The organism is Microbacterium sp. NC79, from assembly GCF_019061125.1.
Lineage (GTDB): Bacteria > Actinomycetota > Actinomycetes > Actinomycetales > Microbacteriaceae > Microbacterium.
Window position 1 is genome coordinate 373691 of the sequence record NZ_JAHQYI010000002.1, and the last position, 17402, is coordinate 391092.

A 17402-nucleotide genomic window follows, 5' to 3' on the forward strand; every position below is an offset into this window, starting at 1 on the left:
ACCGCCGAAACTACACGCGTGTAATTCCATGGTCAAGGCGGGATTCGAAAGTGAACTCGCTGTACCGAGGTTGTTAACAACTGCGGGGTCAGGAGGGCTGTGGAGAACCCGGCATCATCCTTTCGGACGATCTTTCTTTCGCCCGGTTTTGGGATGATCAGCGGCAAATTTCTTGGTGGGCTGGAAGCATGGCTCGCTCTGACACTCGTACCCGGTTCTCCGACACCCTGACTTCACGTCGCGGTGCCTGGATCTCACTCATTCTCGGCCTCGTCGTCATGACGCTACTGTTCGGCGCTTTTGGCTCAGCCAAGGCCCCGGCCGGTAACGCTCAGGCGCCCGCAGACTCTGAGTCGGCGGTGGCGAGCGAGCTCATGACAAAGTTCCCCAACGCCGACCGACAGTCGGTCATCGTGCTCGCCACCCGCACCGATGGTTCCGCCCTCACCCCCGCAGACGAAGCGAGCCTCACCGACCTGCTTCCCGTGCTTAACGAGGGTGCACCCGCCGATGCCACCGGCCCGATGCTCAGCGATGACGGTGAAGCCGCGATCATTCTCACGCCGATCACCACGGGCGAGAGCAACAGCGAGACCGCCGACGTCATCGGTGAGCTGCGCGATACCCTGAGCACGAACGAGATCGACGGGCTGAGCCTGCTCGTCACCGGCGGCCCGGCCTTCGGAGCCGACATCGCCGCTTCGTTCGCCGGCGCGAACTTCACCCTCCTGCTGGTGACGATTCTGATCGTCGCCCTGTTGCTCATCATCACGTACCGCTCCCCCGTGCTCTGGCTGATTCCGCTCACCGTTGTCGCCCTCACCGATGGCCTCGCTGGCCGCGTGACGGCCGCCGCTGGCGCCGCGTTTGACCTGCAGTTCGACTCCGGAATCATCAGCGTTCTCGTCTTCGGTGCCGGCACCAACTACGCCCTGCTGCTCATCTCGCGCTACCGCGAAGAGCTCATGCACCACACCGACCACCGCGCCGCCCTCGGCACCGCATGGCGCAAGACCGCACCGGCGATCATCGCGTCCAACGTCACGGTCGTGCTGTCGCTGCTAACCCTCGTACTCGCCGTGATTCCGGGCACCTACGGCCTCGGCGTCTCCTCCGCGATCGGTCTGTTGATCGCCCTCGCCGCCGTACTCCTGGTGCTGCCGCCGTTCCTCGCTGTCTGCGGACGCGGCATCTTCTGGCCCTTCGTCCCCCGCCCTGCGGTTGCAACGGAACCCGCTGGTTCCGATTCGGAGCACGTCACGGAACCAGCTGGTTCCGCGGGCGCGCACGTCACGGAACCTGTTGGTTCCGTCGCCGAAGCGATGAACCGTCGGATAAATGGTGCGGCGCAGGCCGATGAGAGCGCACCCACCGGCGTGTCGACGCAAAACGTCCGACAGTTACCCGCCGAGAAGCCGGGAATCTGGCGCCGCATCGCGACGACGGTGGTCGGCCAGCCGCTGCCGAGCCTGATCGCTGGCGTCGCGGTACTCGGCATCATGACGACCGGACTGTTCGGCACCACGATCGGCCTTGACCAGGTGGAGAAGTTCCGCGTGCAGTCGGAGTCGGCGGCCGGCCTGCAAACCCTGTCGCAGCACTTCGCTCCCGGCGAGGCGCAGCCGATCTACGTGATCGCCAACGCCGACCACGCCGATGCTGTGGTCGAAGCCGTCGCCGACATCGATGGTGTCGTGCGTGCTCACGCGATTGCCACGACCGACGATGGCGATCTCAGCAAGATCATGGTCACGAGCGAGTTCGCCCCAAGTAGCCCGGAAAGCCTCACGCAGATCGATGACCTGCGCGCCGCCGTGCATGCGGTCGGTGGTGCTGACGCGGTGGTCGGCGGTGCCGTCGCCACCGACGTTGACGCCCGAAACGGTAACGCGGCCGACCTCTGGCTTGTTGCCCCGCTGATTCTTGCGGTCAGCTTTATCGTGTTGCTGCTTCTGCTGCGCTCGGTTGCCGCTCCGATCCTGCTGCTCATCGTGAACGTCGCGAGTGCGGTTGCCGCGATCGGCGCGGGCGCATGGCTCAGCCGCGTGCTCTTTGACCAGCACGCCCTCGACCTGCAGGTTCCGCTTCTCTCATTCCTGTTCTTGGTCGCGCTCGGCATCGACTACACGATCTTCCTCGTGCACCGCGCCCGTACGGAGGCCGGCATCCGCGGCACCCGCGCCGGCATGATTGAGGCCGTCGCCCGCACCGGTAGCGTCATCACGAGCGCCGGAATCGTGCTCGCCGGCGTGTTCGCGGCGCTCGGTGTGCTGCCGCTCGTCACGCTCGGCCAGCTCGGACTCATCGTCGGCGTCGGCGTGATCGTTGACACACTCATGGTGCGCACCGTGATTGTTCCGGCCCTGTTCAGCCTCATCGGCGACAAGATGTGGTGGCCGTCGAAGCCGGCCGGAACCACGAAGCTAGCCGCCGAGGAAGCAACCGGAACGGGGGCATCTGCGACGCAGTCCGCACCCGCGTTCGCCCTCGACGGGGCAGAATGATCGCATGAGCCTCATCGACACGCCCCTCGCGCGCGCGACCTCGGCTTCGGCCGGCGGTCGCGGCGCGACGGTGCGTGCGATGGAGGTCGGCCAGCACGTCATGACGGTGCTGTTGGTTGGCATCGGCATCATCCGCGCGATCGGCCAAGGCACGGCCCCTGCCGCCGCGATCGCCGCCGGTCTGGGCATTATTGCGGCGCACACTGTCGCCAGCCTGCTGCCGAAGAAGGCCCGCACCACCACGGTGTACGCGCTCTGGCTCGTGGGGTTCGCGGTGGTCTGGCTCGCGGCGGTCGCAGTATCGCCCGAGTTCGTGTGGGTGTCCTTCGTGCTGTGGATTCTCGCCGGGCACCTCTTGCCTCTCCTCGCCGGCCTCGTCTTCTCGGTATTTGTGCTTGCCGTCGTGATTGTCGCGCCGATTCTGCACCACGGAACCACGAGCTATGCCAACGTCTTCGGCCCGCTGATCGGAGGCGTTTTCGCCTTCGGGATCTCGCGCGGATACCTCAAACTCCTCCGCGACGCCGCCGAACGCGAACGGCTCGTCAGCTCCCTAACCCGGGCGCAAGAGGAGATGGCCGCGCTGCAGGGTGAGCTCGCCCTCGCCCAGCGCCACTCCGGCGCCGTCGCCGAACGCACACGCATTTCCCGCGATATTCACGACACCATCGCCCAGGCGCTCTCCTCGATCCGACTCCTGGCGCACGCGGGTGCTGACCACACCGGCGACCCGACCGCGATTCGCACCCTCGGACAGGTCGAATCCCTCGCCAGCGACAGCCTCGCCGACGTGCGCCGCATCGTCGCATCTCTCGCCCCACACGAGCTGGAAGACGGCGCGCTCACCGCCGCCCTCAACCGCATGCTCGAACGCCTGCACGACGAAACCGGCGTCGCCGTCACCCTCAACGTCGACGACACGCTACCGCTGCTGCCCACCGATGTTGAAGTCGCGCTACTGCGTACCGCCCAATCCGCGCTCGCCAACGTGCGACTGCACGCGCAGGCGACGCGCGTCGTGATGAGCCTGATCGATGCCGGTGACACCGTGCGCCTCGACATCACCGATGATGGCCGCGGATTCGATGTCGTTGCGTGGGAATCCTCGCTCGACACCCACTCCTCCAGCTACGGCATCCGCTTCATGCGAGCGCGCCTGCGCGAACTCGGCGGCGGCCTCGACGTCGAAAGCGCACCAGGCGAGGGCGCAGCGCTCTCCCTGCACCTGCCGATCGCAATGCCCCTCGCCCGCAACGTGGTTCCGGAACTCTCCACGGGTGTGGTTCCGGAACCCTCCACGGATGAAGCGGAACCATCTGCGCGCGACGAACGGGACGGTTCCGGCGCCAACGGCGAGGGCGCCCAGCCCGCAGACGGGAGCGCTTCATGACGACGGTATTGCTTGTCGATGACCATCCGGTGGTTCGTAGTGGGCTCCGGGCCGTGCTGAGCAGCGACGCCGTCGAGGTGATCGGCGAGGCGGCGACCGGCGAAGAAGCGATCGCGCTGGCGACCCTTCTGAAACCCGACGTGGTGCTGTGTGATCTGCGGCTCGGCGACGGCATCGATGGCGTGCAGACGACCGCCGCGCTGCGCGCGCTGACGCCGGCACCGGCCGTGCTGATTCTCACGACATACGATCGCGACGCCGAAATTCTCGGGGCGATTGAGGCGGGTGCCGCGGGGTATCTGCTGAAAGATGTGGCACCCGAGGCCATTGCCGATGGCATCGTGCGCGCGGGGGCTGGCGACATGGTGCTCGCGCCGAATCTCGCATCACGGGTGTTGCAGAGTATGCGGCATCCGGCTCCGAAACTGACAGACCGCGAAATTGAAGTGTTGCGCCGGCTGGCGACCGGCGCCACGAATCGCGAGATCGCGAAGACACTGTTCGTGAGCGAGGCGACGGTGAAGAGCCATCTCGCACACATCTATACCAAGCTCGGCGTCGACACCCGCTCCCGCGCCATCCACGTCGCCCAAGAGACGGGAATCATCTAGGTCGATCCGCGCTCGGACTCTTCGGTTTGCACGCACGCGCGACCGCGCCCTGTGCGGTAACTAACGAGGGAGCGCCGCCGTTCGTTTAACCAGCACTCGTACAGCCTCATCAACCGTTTGTTGCAGCACCTGGGTGGGGTCACCCTCGAAGTGAAACTCAGCGCTACCGACGTCGCCGTGCGCGCACCACCCGATAAAAACGGTTCCAGGCTCGTGCCCATCTTCGGGGTCTGGGCCGCCCACTCCCGTCGTCGAAATACACACATCGGCCCCCAAAACGTGGGCTGCCCCGGCCGCGAGCTGTTCAGCGCAGCGGGCCGAGCACAGATCAATGCCCTCATCGACGCCGAGCAAGCGCTCTTTGACATCTCGCAAGTACGCGACGATACCGCCTGCGAACCAGTCTCCAGCGTTCTCTCCGGCGCCCACTGTTTGCGCAAGCTTGCCGGAGGTTAACGACTCAACCACCCCGATCCGCAAGCCCCGGGACTGCGCCTCGGCGGCAAGCGCTTCGCTGTCACTCATCGGTCTCCTTTCGGCGTCTCTTCTCCACCATTAGTCGGCCGCATGGTTCCGGTCAACCCCCGTTACTCGAGGCGATGGGACGTCTTATGCTCGCGGCACCTGGTTGCGTGTTCGCGCGATGAATGCGTGGCCAATCCGCTTAGAGAAAGGTTAAAAAGCCATGTCCCAGCTGCAACTGGAAACGCCTGAAGATCTTCTCCGCTACCAGCTTCGGTCCGCGCGCACCATGGAAGATGATTCACTCGCTGCGCTCGGCGAACTTGCGTCAGCAGCCCAATCATCTGAGGTGAAGAAGCTGTTTCGTCACCATGCCGATGAGACGAAGGAGCAAATTGCGAATCTCAGCAAGGTGTTCGAGCTTCTTGAGCTACCGGAGTCAACGGCTCCGTCTCCCAGCACGAAGGGCATCTCCAAACAAGCAGCGTCGCTGATCGAGAAGTCGGCGTCAGGTCTGCTCGATCAGGTCACCCTCTCGTGTGCTCTGGGCAATGAGCATTACGAGATGTCGATGTATCAGGGGTTGATCGTGGCGACGAAGAGCCTGCACCCCGAGGCTGCTCAGCTTTTGCAAGACAACCTCGATCAAGAAGTTCACACCAGTGAAGAGCTGTTGAACAAGCTCAAAGAAATGTCGGCCTAACGTCGAACGGCGGCTCGGCGCGTGTGCGCCGAGCCACCGCCTCTTTCTGAATAACGTCTTCATTTTCGATGGAGTCATGATGGGTTCTTCTGCACACAACTCGCCACACCGCGATACGACGCAACAACTTCCGTCTGGCCGGCTCGTGGTGTTTTGGTCATGGATGGGCATTATTATCGTCGGCCTCGCGATCATGATCGCTGTGCCCCTAGGCGGGCAATAGACATGCGAGCAATACGCGACAACGCGCTGTCAATCTGCTTTTTCGCGATCTTCTTGCTCACCCTGCTGGGGCAAACCATTGCGGGTCTTGCCGACACCAACGAGCAGAACAGCATCCATGGTGAACCCGCCGTGACCTGGTGGCAGTTCGTCAGCTCGTCAGACTTTATGGTCGACGTCGCAGAGAACTGGCAGTCAGAATTCATGCAGTTCTTCGTCTTCATCCTCGCGACGGTGTGGTTGATTCAGCGAGGCTCCCCCGAATCTAAGAAACCGGGCGACGAGGGCCTCGGAACAGACGAAGAACAACTTGTCGGTGAGCACGCACGACCCGACTCACCGCGTTGGGCACGCGTGCGCGGTTGGCGCCTCTGGCTCTACTCGAATTCACTTCTATTGGTGATGGGCGCGATCTTTGTGCTGTCATGGTTTGCGCAGTCGCTCGCCGGGCTCGTCGTGGCTAACGAAGAGAACGCAATGCATGGCGAAGCGTCACAAACATGGCTCGAGTACATCGCGGCGCCCGATTTCTGGAACCGAACGCTACAAAACTGGCAGTCCGAATTTCTCGCCGTCGGTGCCATGATCGCGTTCTCGATCTATCTTCGACAACGCGGCTCGAGCGAATCCAAACCCGTCGGCATTCCGCACCACGTCAGTAGTGAAGAGTCTGAATGATCATGTCGGCGCCCCTGCCCCCCCCCCCCCCCCGCTCCATGGTTCCGCCCCCTCCTGCTCAACGAGGGGCAGACTGTAAGCATGGACATTCGTGAGCTCGCCGAAATGCCGCAGCCGCAGTTTGTGATGTCGGCCGAGGGGCATCGCATTGCGACGTATTCATGGGGAGACGACGCTGACCCGACGGTAATTGCCGTGCACGGCTTCGCGTCGAGCACGCGCGACAACTGGGTCAATACGGGCTGGGTGCGAGAGCTGTTAGAGGCCGGATTCCGCGTGATCGGCATGGACCAGCGCGGCCATGGCGCGAGCGACAAACCCCACGACGCGCACCAGTACAGCATGCGCATGCTCACCGATGACGTCATCGCCGTGCTCGACACGTACCTCGTCACCGACGCCGTCTATCTCGGCTATTCGCTCGGCGGCCGCGTCGGCTGGCAGGTCATGGCCGACCACCCCGAACACATCAGCCGCGGCGTGCTCGGCGGAATCCCCGATGGCAAGCCGCTGCGCCGCCTCAAGGTTGACGAAGCACGCGCGTTTTTGGACGACGGAACCACGGTGCAAGACAAGACGACGGCGAGGTACGTTTCGCTCGCGTCGCGTCTGCCGGGCAACGATCTTGATGCGCTCTTGGCCCTCGCTGAGGGCATGAATCTCGCCGACGACGTGCCACCGGTCAACAACCCGCCGAGCCAGCCGACGCTCATCGCGACCGGCAGCGACGATGCGATTCTCGAAGACTCACGGTTGCTGCAATCATCGGTTCCGAACAGTGAGTTCTTCGAGATTCCGGCCCGGCACCACATCAACGCACCGGGTTCGCGGGCCTTCCGCGAGGCGGGCATCGCGTTTTTGCGGGGCTGAGTGCGGCAGAGTTTCCGAGACCGGCTCACTGCGTTTCGTCTCGCCCCGCTCGTTCAATGCGCGGATGGGTGGGTTCGCCCGGCCGACCCGCAGCGTGGGAGTGCGTGCGGCTAGTTACCGTCGTTGGCTCGCGGCAGATCGGTCGTGCAGTCAACAAACCCGGTTTCGCTGGTCTGCTCCACAATGACGTCGTTGCCAATCGATACGCGACAGGTGACCGTGCGGTCGCCTTGGGTTGATGGCTCGAGGCTCACAATGAACTGGGCGTGATTTTCACTCGTGCTGACATCGGCAACAAACTGCGAGGTTGCCGTTTGCGTCACATCGTCCGCCCCGACGATGTAGCGAACCGCGAACGGATCTTGTGTCGTCGCCACGGCCTCAAACACAACTGTTTGACTCGGCGGGGTTTGCTCCCCCGGTGCGAGCACGAAAATCCACAAGAGAACGGCCAGCGCTCCAGCCCCCAAAATGCCAAGCGCGAGAAGCAATTTCTTCATCGTGTCCCCTCGTGGTTCAAGCTCCCCACAGAGCCTACGGGGCAACCCGTGAGCTGTGCATGAGAGTTTCCACACGAACTCGCACCAACGCGCGCACGCCTCGTAAAGTGAAATCGGCATCGCAGTGCCGGGAATCATCAAGGGGGAAAACAATGGTTTCATATGACGAGCTACCAGACATCAAAAAGAAGATGTACCTGTCAGCCATCGACTGCTGGATGTCTGAAACTGACTATCCCGTGCATTTTCTCTACGACGACCTTTATGCGCTTTGGGGGGTAGTCGCCGCAAACTCTTATCAGCGACCAGACCCATCCTCCGGCGAGGGCGGAGGAACGTTCCGGGGTTGGGTCGAGGCCAATCACCCGTCGATCGCGGGTGATTTCGACACCGTTCGCTCTGCTGTCGACGACGCCTTCCGGCCTTGGGAAGGTCTCCCCGATGGGTCGAGCTGCGACAGCGCGAGGGATGCAAGCGCCGGCGCTGCCGCCGCATTCGGAACATCAGCAGCGGGAACAACGGTCTTGCCGAGCCCCATCCTGAACTCGAAAGACACCGTCAAAGAAGTCACGCTCAACAAGATTTCGGGCGCATTCACCTCCCCGTTCCTGGCTAAATACGATGAAGGTTTCGCCAATGTGATCGGTGGCACAGGAGCCGCTTGCGGCGTTCTCCAGACCGTCTACACTGCCCAGTCGGCCATGTGGAAGCCCGTTCGTCGAGATGTCGCGGAGATCATGGCCAACGCCCAAAGCGCGTTCGCACTGTCGGCAGAACGGGAGCAAGAGGCGTGGCTCAGCGCTGTCAGCACGGTCGCCCTCACATTCGTTGGCGCCGTTGTCGGCGTTTTCGCCAGCATTGTGACCGCTGGTGCCGCGGCGCCTGCAGTGGCAGCGCTGGCGGGTACCGCCGCGGCCGCAACGACCGCAGTCGCCGCCGTTTCGGCAAGCGCAACCGTCAGCGGCTCCAGCTACCAAGAGATTTGGGGTTCGTTCTTCGACGCTCTCGGCAAGCTCAACCAGTCGATCTACGACGTTGAGTACCAGATGTACACAATGCTCGTTAAGGCGCAGAACGCGTTTGCTCAAGAGCCGACGAGCTTCAATCTGGACAAACTCTCGTTGGGGCTTTTTCCCGGCGCAGACGGAATCATGACGATGGATCGGAACGACACCAATCACGTGTCGCGCAACATGGGCACCATTGCCGATGCACTGGCGACCGCAAAAAGTACCCTCAGCATGGTTCCGTCAACTTATGCCGTTCAACGACATGAGTCCATCGGTATGGGCGCGACCGGGCCCATGGTTTCCGCGGTCGATGTGCACAACGCCGTCGTCAATGACCTCAACGCCACGGCGAAGGAGTACGCGCGCGGACAAGACCTGTTCGACGCCGTCGTTGAAGACTTCTTCTCATCGGACGCCGCCGCAACAACGACGGTCAACGCTCTTATCGCCGACGAAGCGCTCACCGGAAACAACTAGTCGTCGGTGGGGCGCCCCGTCGCAAATGGGCGCCCCACCGGAAAGAAAGGTCCCAACAATGGCCACGAGCCGATTCCTCGGCGAGGTGACGTTCACGCAACTCGTCAACGGCGCAGTGTTCGAAACCCTCATGGACTATGAGTCGCGCGAGCTGCCCGTCACCATCTTTCTGCACCACCCTGATACCTTCACCGACCGCTACATCGAACTGATCGACAGTGCGCTCGAGGTCTTCGCCTCGATCGATGAGATGTCTCGACAGGCAATCGCCACTGAGATCACCGACGAGACGTCACAACCATGGATCGTTCAAGACGGGTACCGCGATGACATCAACGAGCGCTGGGAGGGTACCGATGAAGAGTTTGTCGAGCGCCTCCAGGTGCGTTCGATCGAGTTCCACCCTGACGGTGGCACCGAAGACGTGGATCGAGTCATCACGACCTATGCCCTGCATTTGACGCCTCTCGATCCCAATATCGTGGTGCGTTTGAAACAGAGCCTCGGCCCCTTCGTCGATCCTGCCGAATAGACACGATGCGGAACCATGGGGCAGCGACCGAGCCGGAACGAATCGAAGTTCCGAGGTCGGCTCGCTGCGTTTCGTCTCGCTCCGCTCGTTCAACGGGCGGATGGTTGGTTCCGCTCTTCGAGCAAAAGTCACGGGGTCTCGGGAATCCCAATGCACAGATAGACTGAGAGGACTCCCGCCGCCTTGACTCTGGAGCACGCGTGACTGCCGCAGCTGAGAACCCCGTTCGCCCCGTCGCCGACACTGTCGAAAACGCCATCGCAACTCCTGAGAAGGAGCAGCCGTACGCGGCGCTCGGCCTCAAGAGCGATGAGTACGACCAGATCAAGGAAATCCTTGGTCGCCGCCCCACGTCGGGCGAGTTGGCCATGTATTCCGTGATGTGGTCGGAGCACTGCTCCTACAAGTCGTCGAAGATGTACCTGCGCAAGTTCGGTGAGAAGGTCACGCCGGAGATGAAGGAACGTCTCATGGTCGGCATGGGCCAGAACGCCGGTGTCGTCGACATCGGTGAGGGCTGGGCGGTGACCTTCAAGGTTGAGTCACACAACCACCCCTCCTACATTGAGCCGTTCCAGGGTGCAGCGACCGGTGTCGGCGGTATCGTCCGCGACATCATCTCGATGGGCGCTCGCCCCGTCGCTGTCATGGACCAGCTGCGCTTCGGCGCCATTGACCACCCCGACACCGCTCGCGTTGTGCACGGTGTTGTTTCGGGTATTTCGTTCTACGGAAACTGCCTGGGCCTGCCGAACATCGGCGGCGAGACCGTCTTCGACGCGGTTTACCAGCAAAACCCCCTCGTCAACGCCCTCGCCGTTGGTGTCATGCGCCACGAAGACATCAAGCTGGCGAACGCCACGGGCGCTGGCAACAAGGTTGTGCTGTTCGGTGCTCGCACCGGTGGCGACGGCATCGGTGGCGCATCGATCCTCGCTTCGGACTCGTTCGATGAGGGCGGCCCCACCAAGCGCCCCGCCGTTCAGGTCGGCGACCCGTTCGCCGAGAAGGTGCTCATCGAGTGCTGCCTCGAGCTGTACAAGGGTGAGCTGGTTGAGGCTATTCAGGACCTCGGTGCCGCCGGTATCTCCTGCGCAACCAGCGAACTTGCCGCTAACGGTGGTTCCGGCATGCGCGTTGACCTCGAAAACGTGCTGCTTCGCGACTCGACCCTGACGCCGGAAGAAATTCTGATGTCGGAGTCGCAGGAGCGCATGATGGCCATCGTCGCCCCCGAGAAGCTCGACGCTTTCCTCGCTGTCGTGAACAAGTGGGACGTTGAGACCAGCGTTCTCGGTGAGGTCACCGGAGACGGTCGCCTGCAGATCTTCTGGCACGGCGAAGAAATCGTGAACGTTGACCCGTCGACGGTTGCCGTTGACGGCCCGGTGTACGAGCGCCCCGTCGCGTACCCGACCTGGATCGACGCCGTGCAGACCGATTCGGCTGCCGCGCTTGAGCGCTCAAGCGACCCGGCCGTGCTGAAGGAGCAGTTCCTCAAGCTCACCGCTTCGCCTAACCTGGCCGATGTCAGCTGGATCACCAACCAGTACGACTACTACGTCGGCGGCAACACGGCCCTCGCCTTCCCCGATGACGCCGGCATGGTTCGCGTCGACGAGGAGTCGGGTCTCGGTTTCGCAATCGCCACCGACGCCAACGGCCGCTACTGCTACCTCGACCCGTATGAGGGCGCGAAGCTTGCTCTCGCCGAGGCATACCGCAACGTTGCTGTCACCGGCGCGATTCCGACCGCAGTCACCGACTGCCTCAACTTCGGTTCGCCTGAGAACCCCGAAGTGATGTGGCAGTTCTCCCGTGCCGTTGATGGTCTGGCTGACGGCTGTGTCGAGCTCGGCATCCCGGTCACCGGCGGAAACGTGTCGTTCTACAACCAGACCGGCGATGTTCCAATCCACCCGACCCCCGTCGTCGGTGTGCTCGGCATCATCGACGACGTTGCCCGCCGCGTTCCGTCTGGCTGGCAGGACGCTGGCGAAAACCTGTACCTGCTGGGTGTCACCGCGACCGAACTCTCGGGTTCGCAGTGGGCTGGCGTCATCCACGACCACCTCGGCGGACGCCCGCCGGCCGTCGACCTCACCGCAGAAAAGACCCTCGCCGGTTTGCTGCGCGCCGGCGCTGAGCAGGGTCTCATCTCGGCCGCACACGACCTCAGCGAAGGTGGCCTCGCCCAGGCACTCGTTGACACCACGACGCGCTTCGGCGTCGGCGCCCGCGTATGGCTGACCGAGATCATGGAGCGCGACGGTGTTGACGCCGCCGCTGCCCTGTTCTCCGAGTCGACCGGTCGCGTAATCGTCTCGGTTCCCCGTGAAGAAGACGTCAAGTTCCGCGGCCTGTGCGACGGACGCGGCTACCCCGTCCTCCGCATCGGTGTCACTGACATTGCATCGGAAGACGCTCTGCTCGAAGTGCAAGACGTGTTCACGATCTCGGTTGACGAACTCCGCGAAGTCTCGCGCGCAACGCTGCCCGCAGCGTTCGGCGACGTCATCCCCTCGGGCATCTGATGGCTGAGGTAGACGACGATCTGGAGGCCATGCGCGAATCGCGCCTCGGCCGTACCCGCCTCGTCGCGTGGGTTGTCATCATCGCGATGGTGATCGGCGGCGGCGGCGCGACCGTCTTCGCACTCTTCACCAACTGATTGCATTCAGAGGCGCTCGGGTTTCGACCCGGGCGCCTCTGGCGTTTCTGGAGAGCGGAACCAGGGGTGCGGTGCGATGTGGTGCGGTGCGGCCCTCGCGACAAAGTATGGCTCTCAGGACGGTTCGGGGTCGTTTCGTGGCGTCGCCCTCGCCCATTGGGTGGGTGGGGTCGTAGGGTTATCGCGTGGACGAGTTTTGGAACTTTGCCGGCAACTATTGGTGGTTGATCTTTCCGCTGATGGGTGTCGGTGGTGCCATTGCGAACAACATTCGCCAGGCATCGAAGAACCGCCACCAGCGTCGCCTTGAGGTGTTGGCCGCGAAGCGCGACCTCAAGGCAGCCGAGATTCAGGCCCGTGCGACGCAACGTGCGGAGAAGCAGGGCCTGCCTATCCCCGAGTACCAGCACCCGGTTCCGCTCGGCGCTGTCTCCCCCGACGCGGCAGCCGTCGCCACCCCTACCAACCGCAAGCAGGAGCTCACCCGACTCACCGCCGAGCACGACGCAATCGTGAAGCGGTGGCTCGACTACGAACTCGATGTAGCGAAGCTGATCGCGTATCCGGCGATGAGTGACGGCCGCAACGAGCTCACCGCCGCGTTCTTGCGCGCGAAGCGCCGGGCAGATTCGCTGCGCCCCGAGTCGGTTGACGCGAAGGTTGATGCCGACGCCGTGCGGGCGTATCGCGAGGCCGTGATCGACTTCGGTTCGGCGTTCGACGTTGCCGAACGCGACGCAAAGCGCCAGACCAACAGGTCGTTTAGCGACGATGAGCGCAAGCGGCTCGACCGTGCGCTGCAGCTGCTGCGGGTTGCCGAAGACCAGGGCGCGACACAGGCCGAGCGTCAGGTCGCCTACCGCCGCGTGCGCGAAGAGCTCGACGGACTCATCGTGATCTCAGACGAGGCGATCACCGTGCTCGAGAAGAAGGTCGCCGGGGAGATTACGTCCGGGCCAACCGGTTAGCTCGATCGCGGAGCGAACGGCGCATCAGACCGACACTCGATGTGATCAAATGTCGAACACTTTCGACGGACACGCCGGTAGCGTCGCTCCTAACGGGCTCTCCGAAGCCGTCTGTTCGACATTTGGTCAATCACAGGACGGCACCGCTCCGCTCGCCCGACGACCGAGACAACGGGTGAAGCTAGACGGCGGCGGGCTCGCGGGCCGGAACCAGGGTGGGGTCATCCAGAAGCGGACTAAACACCCGCTCTGCCGCACCGATCAGCAACAGTTCGTCACCGAGTTCGGTCGCGACGAGCGACACGTCATCGAGGCCACCGGGAAGGGTGCCGCCGACGCGGGCCTTCACGGTCTCTTCGCCGACCACGGCCAGCACGTGCGCGAGGTAGCCGCCGAGCACGATCAGGCGCGGGTTGAGTGCGTTCACGATCGTGCGCACGGCGACGCCGAGGTAGTCGACCTGCTTCTGCAGCTCCGCATGCGCCGGGTGCGACGCGTCACCCCATGCCGCGGCCAGTAGCGCGGGCATGTCGTCCGACGTGACGTCAGCAACGCCAGCAGCTTCCAAGAACAGATCGCGGCGCACTTCGGTCTCGAGGCAACCGCGTGATCCGCACCGGCACTCGCGCCCGTGCGAGTTGACCAGCGTGTGACCAAACTCACCCGCATGACCGCCCTCGCCGGTGACGAGACGGCCGTCAAGCACGATGCCGCTACCGATACCACTGGCGCCGCTGTTGAGGTAGACGACGAGACCGGAACCACGGGCGCTGCCGTAGATGGCCTCGGCAATCGCGCCGCAGTTTGCGTCGTTCAACGCGACCACGTTCAATCCGGTGGCGTCGCTCAGCAGGCTGGTGACGGCGGTGTTGTCCCACCCGAGGTGCGGGGCGAACAGCACGAAGCCGTCGGTTGCGCGCACCAGACCGGGCAGAGCGACGCCGACTCCCAGCACCCGCGCCCCCTGCGCGTGTGGAATCATGCCCGCGATCAACGCGGAGACAATGTTGACGAACTCGGCGGGCGACGGAATGCGCTCATTGCGGTACCGCACGCGGTGCAGCACGCGCCCACTCAGCCCGACGATAGCGACGTCGATGGCGTCAACCTCAGGGTTCACGGCAACGGCGACGGTGTCGTCGGTGACGAAGATTCGTGGGCTCGGTCGGCCCACCTTCTTGGTGCGGGCAACGTCGCCCTCACCCACGAGCCCCCGCTCGTGAAGATCCTGCACCAGCCCACCGATCGTGGACCGGTTGAGCCCGGTTGCCCGCGTCAGCTCTGCGCGGCTGACTGGTCCGAGTTGATGTGCGATGCGCAACACCTGGCTCAGGTTCTGTCGACGTACATCGTCGACGGTTGTCCCCAGCATGGGCCCTGACGTGGCCGAATCGTTGGTGCTCATTCAGCCCCCTTGAAAGAATTGGTGAGCTGATGGAGAACCGTTGTCCTCCATCGGCTCACCGTACTGCTTAACCTTACTTACTCGTCGAGAACGCAGCATCAAAAGCTGCTGAAGGCGGCGTAATCTCGGCAAGCTTGCGTACGAACGCGAGCGCCTCGGGAGCGCCGATCAGGCGGTCCATGCCGGCGTCTTCCCACTCGACGCTCGTCGGGCCTTCGTACCCGATGGCGTTGAGCGCGCGGAAGATGGGCTCCCACGGAACATCGCCGTGGCCCGTCGAGACAAAGTCCCAGCCACGACGCTGGTGCGCCCATGGCAAGTGCGAACCCATGACGCCATTGCGGCCGTCGAGACGCTTGACCGACTCCTTGCAGTGCACGTGGAAGATGTGCTCGGCGAAGTCGTTCACGAACGCGACACTGTCGAGCTGCTGCCATACGAAGTGCGACGGGTCGAAGTTGAAGCCGAAGCTCTTGCGGTGGCCGATGGCCCCGAGCGTTGCCTTGGCCGTCCAGTAGTCGTACGCGATTTCGCTCGGGTGCACCTCGAGTGCGAAGCGCACACCGACCTCTTCGAAGACGTCGAGAATCGGGTTCCAACGGTTGGCAAAGTCGGTGTATCCGGCGGCGATGAACTCGTCACTGGCCGGCGGGAACATCGCCACGGCCTTCCAGATCGACGAACCCGTGAAGCCCACGACGGTCTTAACGCCGAGCTTCGCCGCCATGCGTGCGGTGTTCTTCAGGTCTTCGGCGGCACGCTGACGCACGCCCTCCGGGTCACCGTCGCCCCACACCCGCTCCGACAGAATGTCTTGGTGACGCGCGTCGATCGGGTCGTCGCACACGGCCTGCCCGGTGAGGTGGTTCGAGATCGTGTAGACCGACAGGTTGTTCGCGGCGAGGATGTCGAGGCGGCTCTGCACGTACTCCGCATCGTCCCAGCGGCTGACGTCGAGGTGGTCGCCCCAGCAAGCGATCTCCAGGCCGTCGTAGCCCCAGCCGCCCGCGAGGCGAGCGACTTCTTCGAAGGGCAGGTCTGCCCACTGTCCGGTGAAGAGGGTGATTGGTCGCGCCATTGTCGTACCTTTCTTAGTCCTAGTGATGTGAAATTCTTCGTTAGACGACGGCCCACGCGCTGTCGGCAGCGGAGCTCCGCTCGACCGCGTCGAGCACACGCTGCACGTGGAGGCCGTCGGCAAACGACGGGGTCGGCTGCGCGCCGGTGGCGATGCCGTCCATGAAGTCTTTGACCTGGTGTGAGAAACCGTGCTCATAGCCGAGCATGTGGCCCGCTGGCCACCACGGTGCCAGGTACGGGTGGTCTGGTTCCGTCACCAGAATCGTGCGGAATCCCTGATCGTTCGACGGCACGGTGGCGTCGTAAAACTCCAGCTCATTGAGGCGCTCGAGGTTGAAAACGAGGGCACCCTTCGAACCCGAGACCTCAATCGTGAGGGCGTTCTTGCGACCGGTTGCGAAGCGCGTGGCCTCGAACGAGGCGATCGGTGCGTAGCCGCCGTCAACGCCAAAGCGGGCGGTAAACACAGCCACGTCGTCAACGGTCACGGTGCCGCGTTCTTCTGCCGCGGTTCCGGAGAGCCCCACGCCCTCGCCCAGCAGCGGGCGCTCGCGCACGATCGTGTCGAGCACGCCAGACACGCGATCAAGCTGCATGCCGGTGATGTATTCGGCGAGGTCGATCGCGTGTGCGCCAATGTCGCCGAGAGAGCCGGAACCAGCGCGCGACTTGTCGAGGCGCCAGGTCATCGGCCCGTCGGCATCCATCAGCCAGTCTTGGCGGTAGGCCGCGCGCACCTGACGGATCTCGCCAATGCGTCCGTCGGCGACAAGCTGCTTAGCGAATGCCGTCGCCGGTACACGGCGGTAGGTGAAGCCAACCATCGCGAGCACGCCATTCGCGGCAGCTTTCTCGGCGGCCGCAGCCATCTGTTCCGCTTCGTCCACCGTGTTGGCCAGCGGCTTTTCGCACAGCACGTGCTTGCCGGCTGCGAGCGCGGCGATCGCGATCTCGGCGTGGGAGTCACCCGGCGTGACAATGTCGACAATGTCTAGGTCGTCGCGGGTGATGACCTCACGCCAATCGGTGGCGGTCTCAGCCCAGCCCCACTTGTCAGCGGCAGCCTGCGTGCGCTCGGCATCGCGACCGACCAAGACGGCCATTTCGGGCTTGACGTCCAGGTCGAAGAACCGGGGCGCAACGCGCCAACCCTGCGAGTGGGCTGCGCCCATGAAACCTGCGCCTATCATGGCGACGCGTGCCGTGCGTGTCATTGCCGTGGTGACCTTTCAAACAACGATGTCTGCGGTAAATCAAATGTCTCGAGAGAAATGTCTCTAAGAGAAACGTAGGGGTGGAGCGCACGTCCCCCGAAATGC

Annotated in this window: 17 protein-coding genes; 12 read left to right on the forward strand and 5 right to left on the reverse strand. The window is 63.6% G+C overall.

Going from position 1 to position 17402, the window contains the following annotated elements:
* The first annotated feature begins 188 nt into the window (after positions 1-188).
* The 3 genes from KTJ77_RS11985 to KTJ77_RS11995 are packed head-to-tail and all read left to right on the forward strand — an operon-like array spanning position 189 to position 4505.
* Complete coding sequence (locus KTJ77_RS11985) at positions 189-2504, forward strand: MMPL family transporter (RefSeq protein WP_217338769.1); 2316 nt, start codon at positions 189-191, stop codon at positions 2502-2504.
* A 4-nt stretch (positions 2505-2508) separates the two neighbouring features.
* Positions 2509-3894, forward strand: coding sequence for a sensor histidine kinase (locus KTJ77_RS11990; protein WP_217338770.1), 1386 nt, complete (start codon positions 2509-2511; stop codon positions 3892-3894).
* A complete protein-coding gene (locus KTJ77_RS11995; RefSeq protein WP_217338771.1) occupies positions 3891-4505 on the forward strand; it encodes a response regulator transcription factor in 615 nt (204 codons plus the stop codon). The genes KTJ77_RS11990 and KTJ77_RS11995 overlap by 4 nt, the downstream gene beginning before the upstream one ends.
* 60 nt (positions 4506-4565) lie before the next feature.
* Here KTJ77_RS11995 and KTJ77_RS12000 read toward each other — a convergent pair whose 3' ends face one another.
* Positions 4566-5030 (reverse strand): CinA family protein, encoded by a 465-nt coding sequence (locus KTJ77_RS12000; protein ID WP_217338772.1) that lies wholly within the window; start codon positions 5028-5030, stop codon positions 4566-4568.
* Positions 5031-5190: 160 nt separating this feature from the next.
* Between KTJ77_RS12000 and KTJ77_RS12005 the strand changes: the two genes are divergently transcribed.
* The 4 genes from KTJ77_RS12005 to KTJ77_RS12020 all read left to right on the forward strand — a co-directional run bounded on the left by KTJ77_RS12005 (position 5191) and on the right by KTJ77_RS12020 (position 7440).
* The gene (locus KTJ77_RS12005) at positions 5191-5670 is read left to right on the forward strand and encodes a ferritin-like domain-containing protein (protein WP_217338773.1); all 480 of its coding nucleotides are present in this window, start codon (positions 5191-5193) and stop codon (positions 5668-5670) included.
* A 76-nt stretch (positions 5671-5746) separates the two neighbouring features.
* Positions 5747-5893, forward strand: a complete 147-nt coding sequence (locus KTJ77_RS12010; RefSeq protein ID WP_217338774.1) for a hypothetical protein — start codon at positions 5747-5749, stop codon at positions 5891-5893.
* Between the two features lie 2 nt (positions 5894-5895).
* Positions 5896-6570, forward strand: a complete 675-nt coding sequence (locus tag KTJ77_RS12015; RefSeq protein ID WP_217338775.1) for a DUF6766 family protein — start codon at positions 5896-5898, stop codon at positions 6568-6570.
* 81 nt (positions 6571-6651) lie between these two features.
* On the forward strand, positions 6652-7440 hold the full coding sequence (locus tag KTJ77_RS12020; protein ID WP_217338776.1) for an alpha/beta fold hydrolase: 789 nt from the start codon (positions 6652-6654) through the stop codon (positions 7438-7440).
* 110 nt (positions 7441-7550) lie between these two features.
* On the opposite strand, the gene KTJ77_RS12025 is transcribed toward KTJ77_RS12020, so the two are convergent.
* Complete coding sequence (locus tag KTJ77_RS12025) at positions 7551-7940, reverse strand: hypothetical protein (protein ID WP_217338777.1); 390 nt, start codon at positions 7938-7940, stop codon at positions 7551-7553.
* 524 nt (positions 7941-8464) lie between these two features.
* Between KTJ77_RS12025 and KTJ77_RS12030 the strand changes: the two genes are divergently transcribed.
* The 5 genes from KTJ77_RS12030 to KTJ77_RS12050 all read left to right on the forward strand — a co-directional run bounded on the left by KTJ77_RS12030 (position 8465) and on the right by KTJ77_RS12050 (position 13598).
* Complete coding sequence (locus KTJ77_RS12030) at positions 8465-9427, forward strand: hypothetical protein (RefSeq protein WP_217338778.1); 963 nt, start codon at positions 8465-8467, stop codon at positions 9425-9427.
* 58 nt (positions 9428-9485) lie between these two features.
* Positions 9486-9959 (forward strand): hypothetical protein, encoded by a 474-nt coding sequence (locus tag KTJ77_RS12035; protein ID WP_147826643.1) that lies wholly within the window; start codon positions 9486-9488, stop codon positions 9957-9959.
* A gap of 200 nt (positions 9960-10159) precedes the next feature.
* The gene (gene purL, locus KTJ77_RS12040) at positions 10160-12493 is read left to right on the forward strand and encodes a phosphoribosylformylglycinamidine synthase subunit PurL (protein WP_217338779.1); all 2334 of its coding nucleotides are present in this window, start codon (positions 10160-10162) and stop codon (positions 12491-12493) included.
* Positions 12493-12630: a hypothetical protein gene (locus KTJ77_RS12045; protein WP_217338780.1), complete on the forward strand. Its 138-nt coding sequence runs from the start codon at positions 12493-12495 to the stop codon at positions 12628-12630. The genes purL and KTJ77_RS12045 overlap by 1 nt, the downstream gene beginning before the upstream one ends.
* A gap of 185 nt (positions 12631-12815) precedes the next feature.
* On the forward strand, positions 12816-13598 hold the full coding sequence (locus KTJ77_RS12050; protein ID WP_217338781.1) for a hypothetical protein: 783 nt from the start codon (positions 12816-12818) through the stop codon (positions 13596-13598).
* 181 nt (positions 13599-13779) lie between these two features.
* Here KTJ77_RS12050 and KTJ77_RS12055 read toward each other — a convergent pair whose 3' ends face one another.
* From KTJ77_RS12055 to KTJ77_RS12065, 3 genes are all read right to left on the reverse strand, one after another.
* Entirely contained in the window at positions 13780-15003 is a 1224-nt protein-coding gene (locus KTJ77_RS12055) for an ROK family transcriptional regulator (protein WP_217338782.1), read from the reverse strand.
* Between the two features lie 73 nt (positions 15004-15076).
* Positions 15077-16081: a sugar phosphate isomerase/epimerase gene (locus KTJ77_RS12060; RefSeq protein WP_217338783.1), complete on the reverse strand. Its 1005-nt coding sequence runs from the start codon at positions 16079-16081 to the stop codon at positions 15077-15079.
* A 40-nt stretch (positions 16082-16121) separates the two neighbouring features.
* Positions 16122-17273 carry a Gfo/Idh/MocA family protein gene (locus KTJ77_RS12065; RefSeq protein WP_217338877.1) on the reverse strand — a complete coding sequence of 384 codons (1152 nt, stop codon included), beginning with the start codon at positions 17271-17273 and terminating at the stop codon, positions 16122-16124.
* Positions 17274-17402 lie beyond the last annotated feature (129 nt).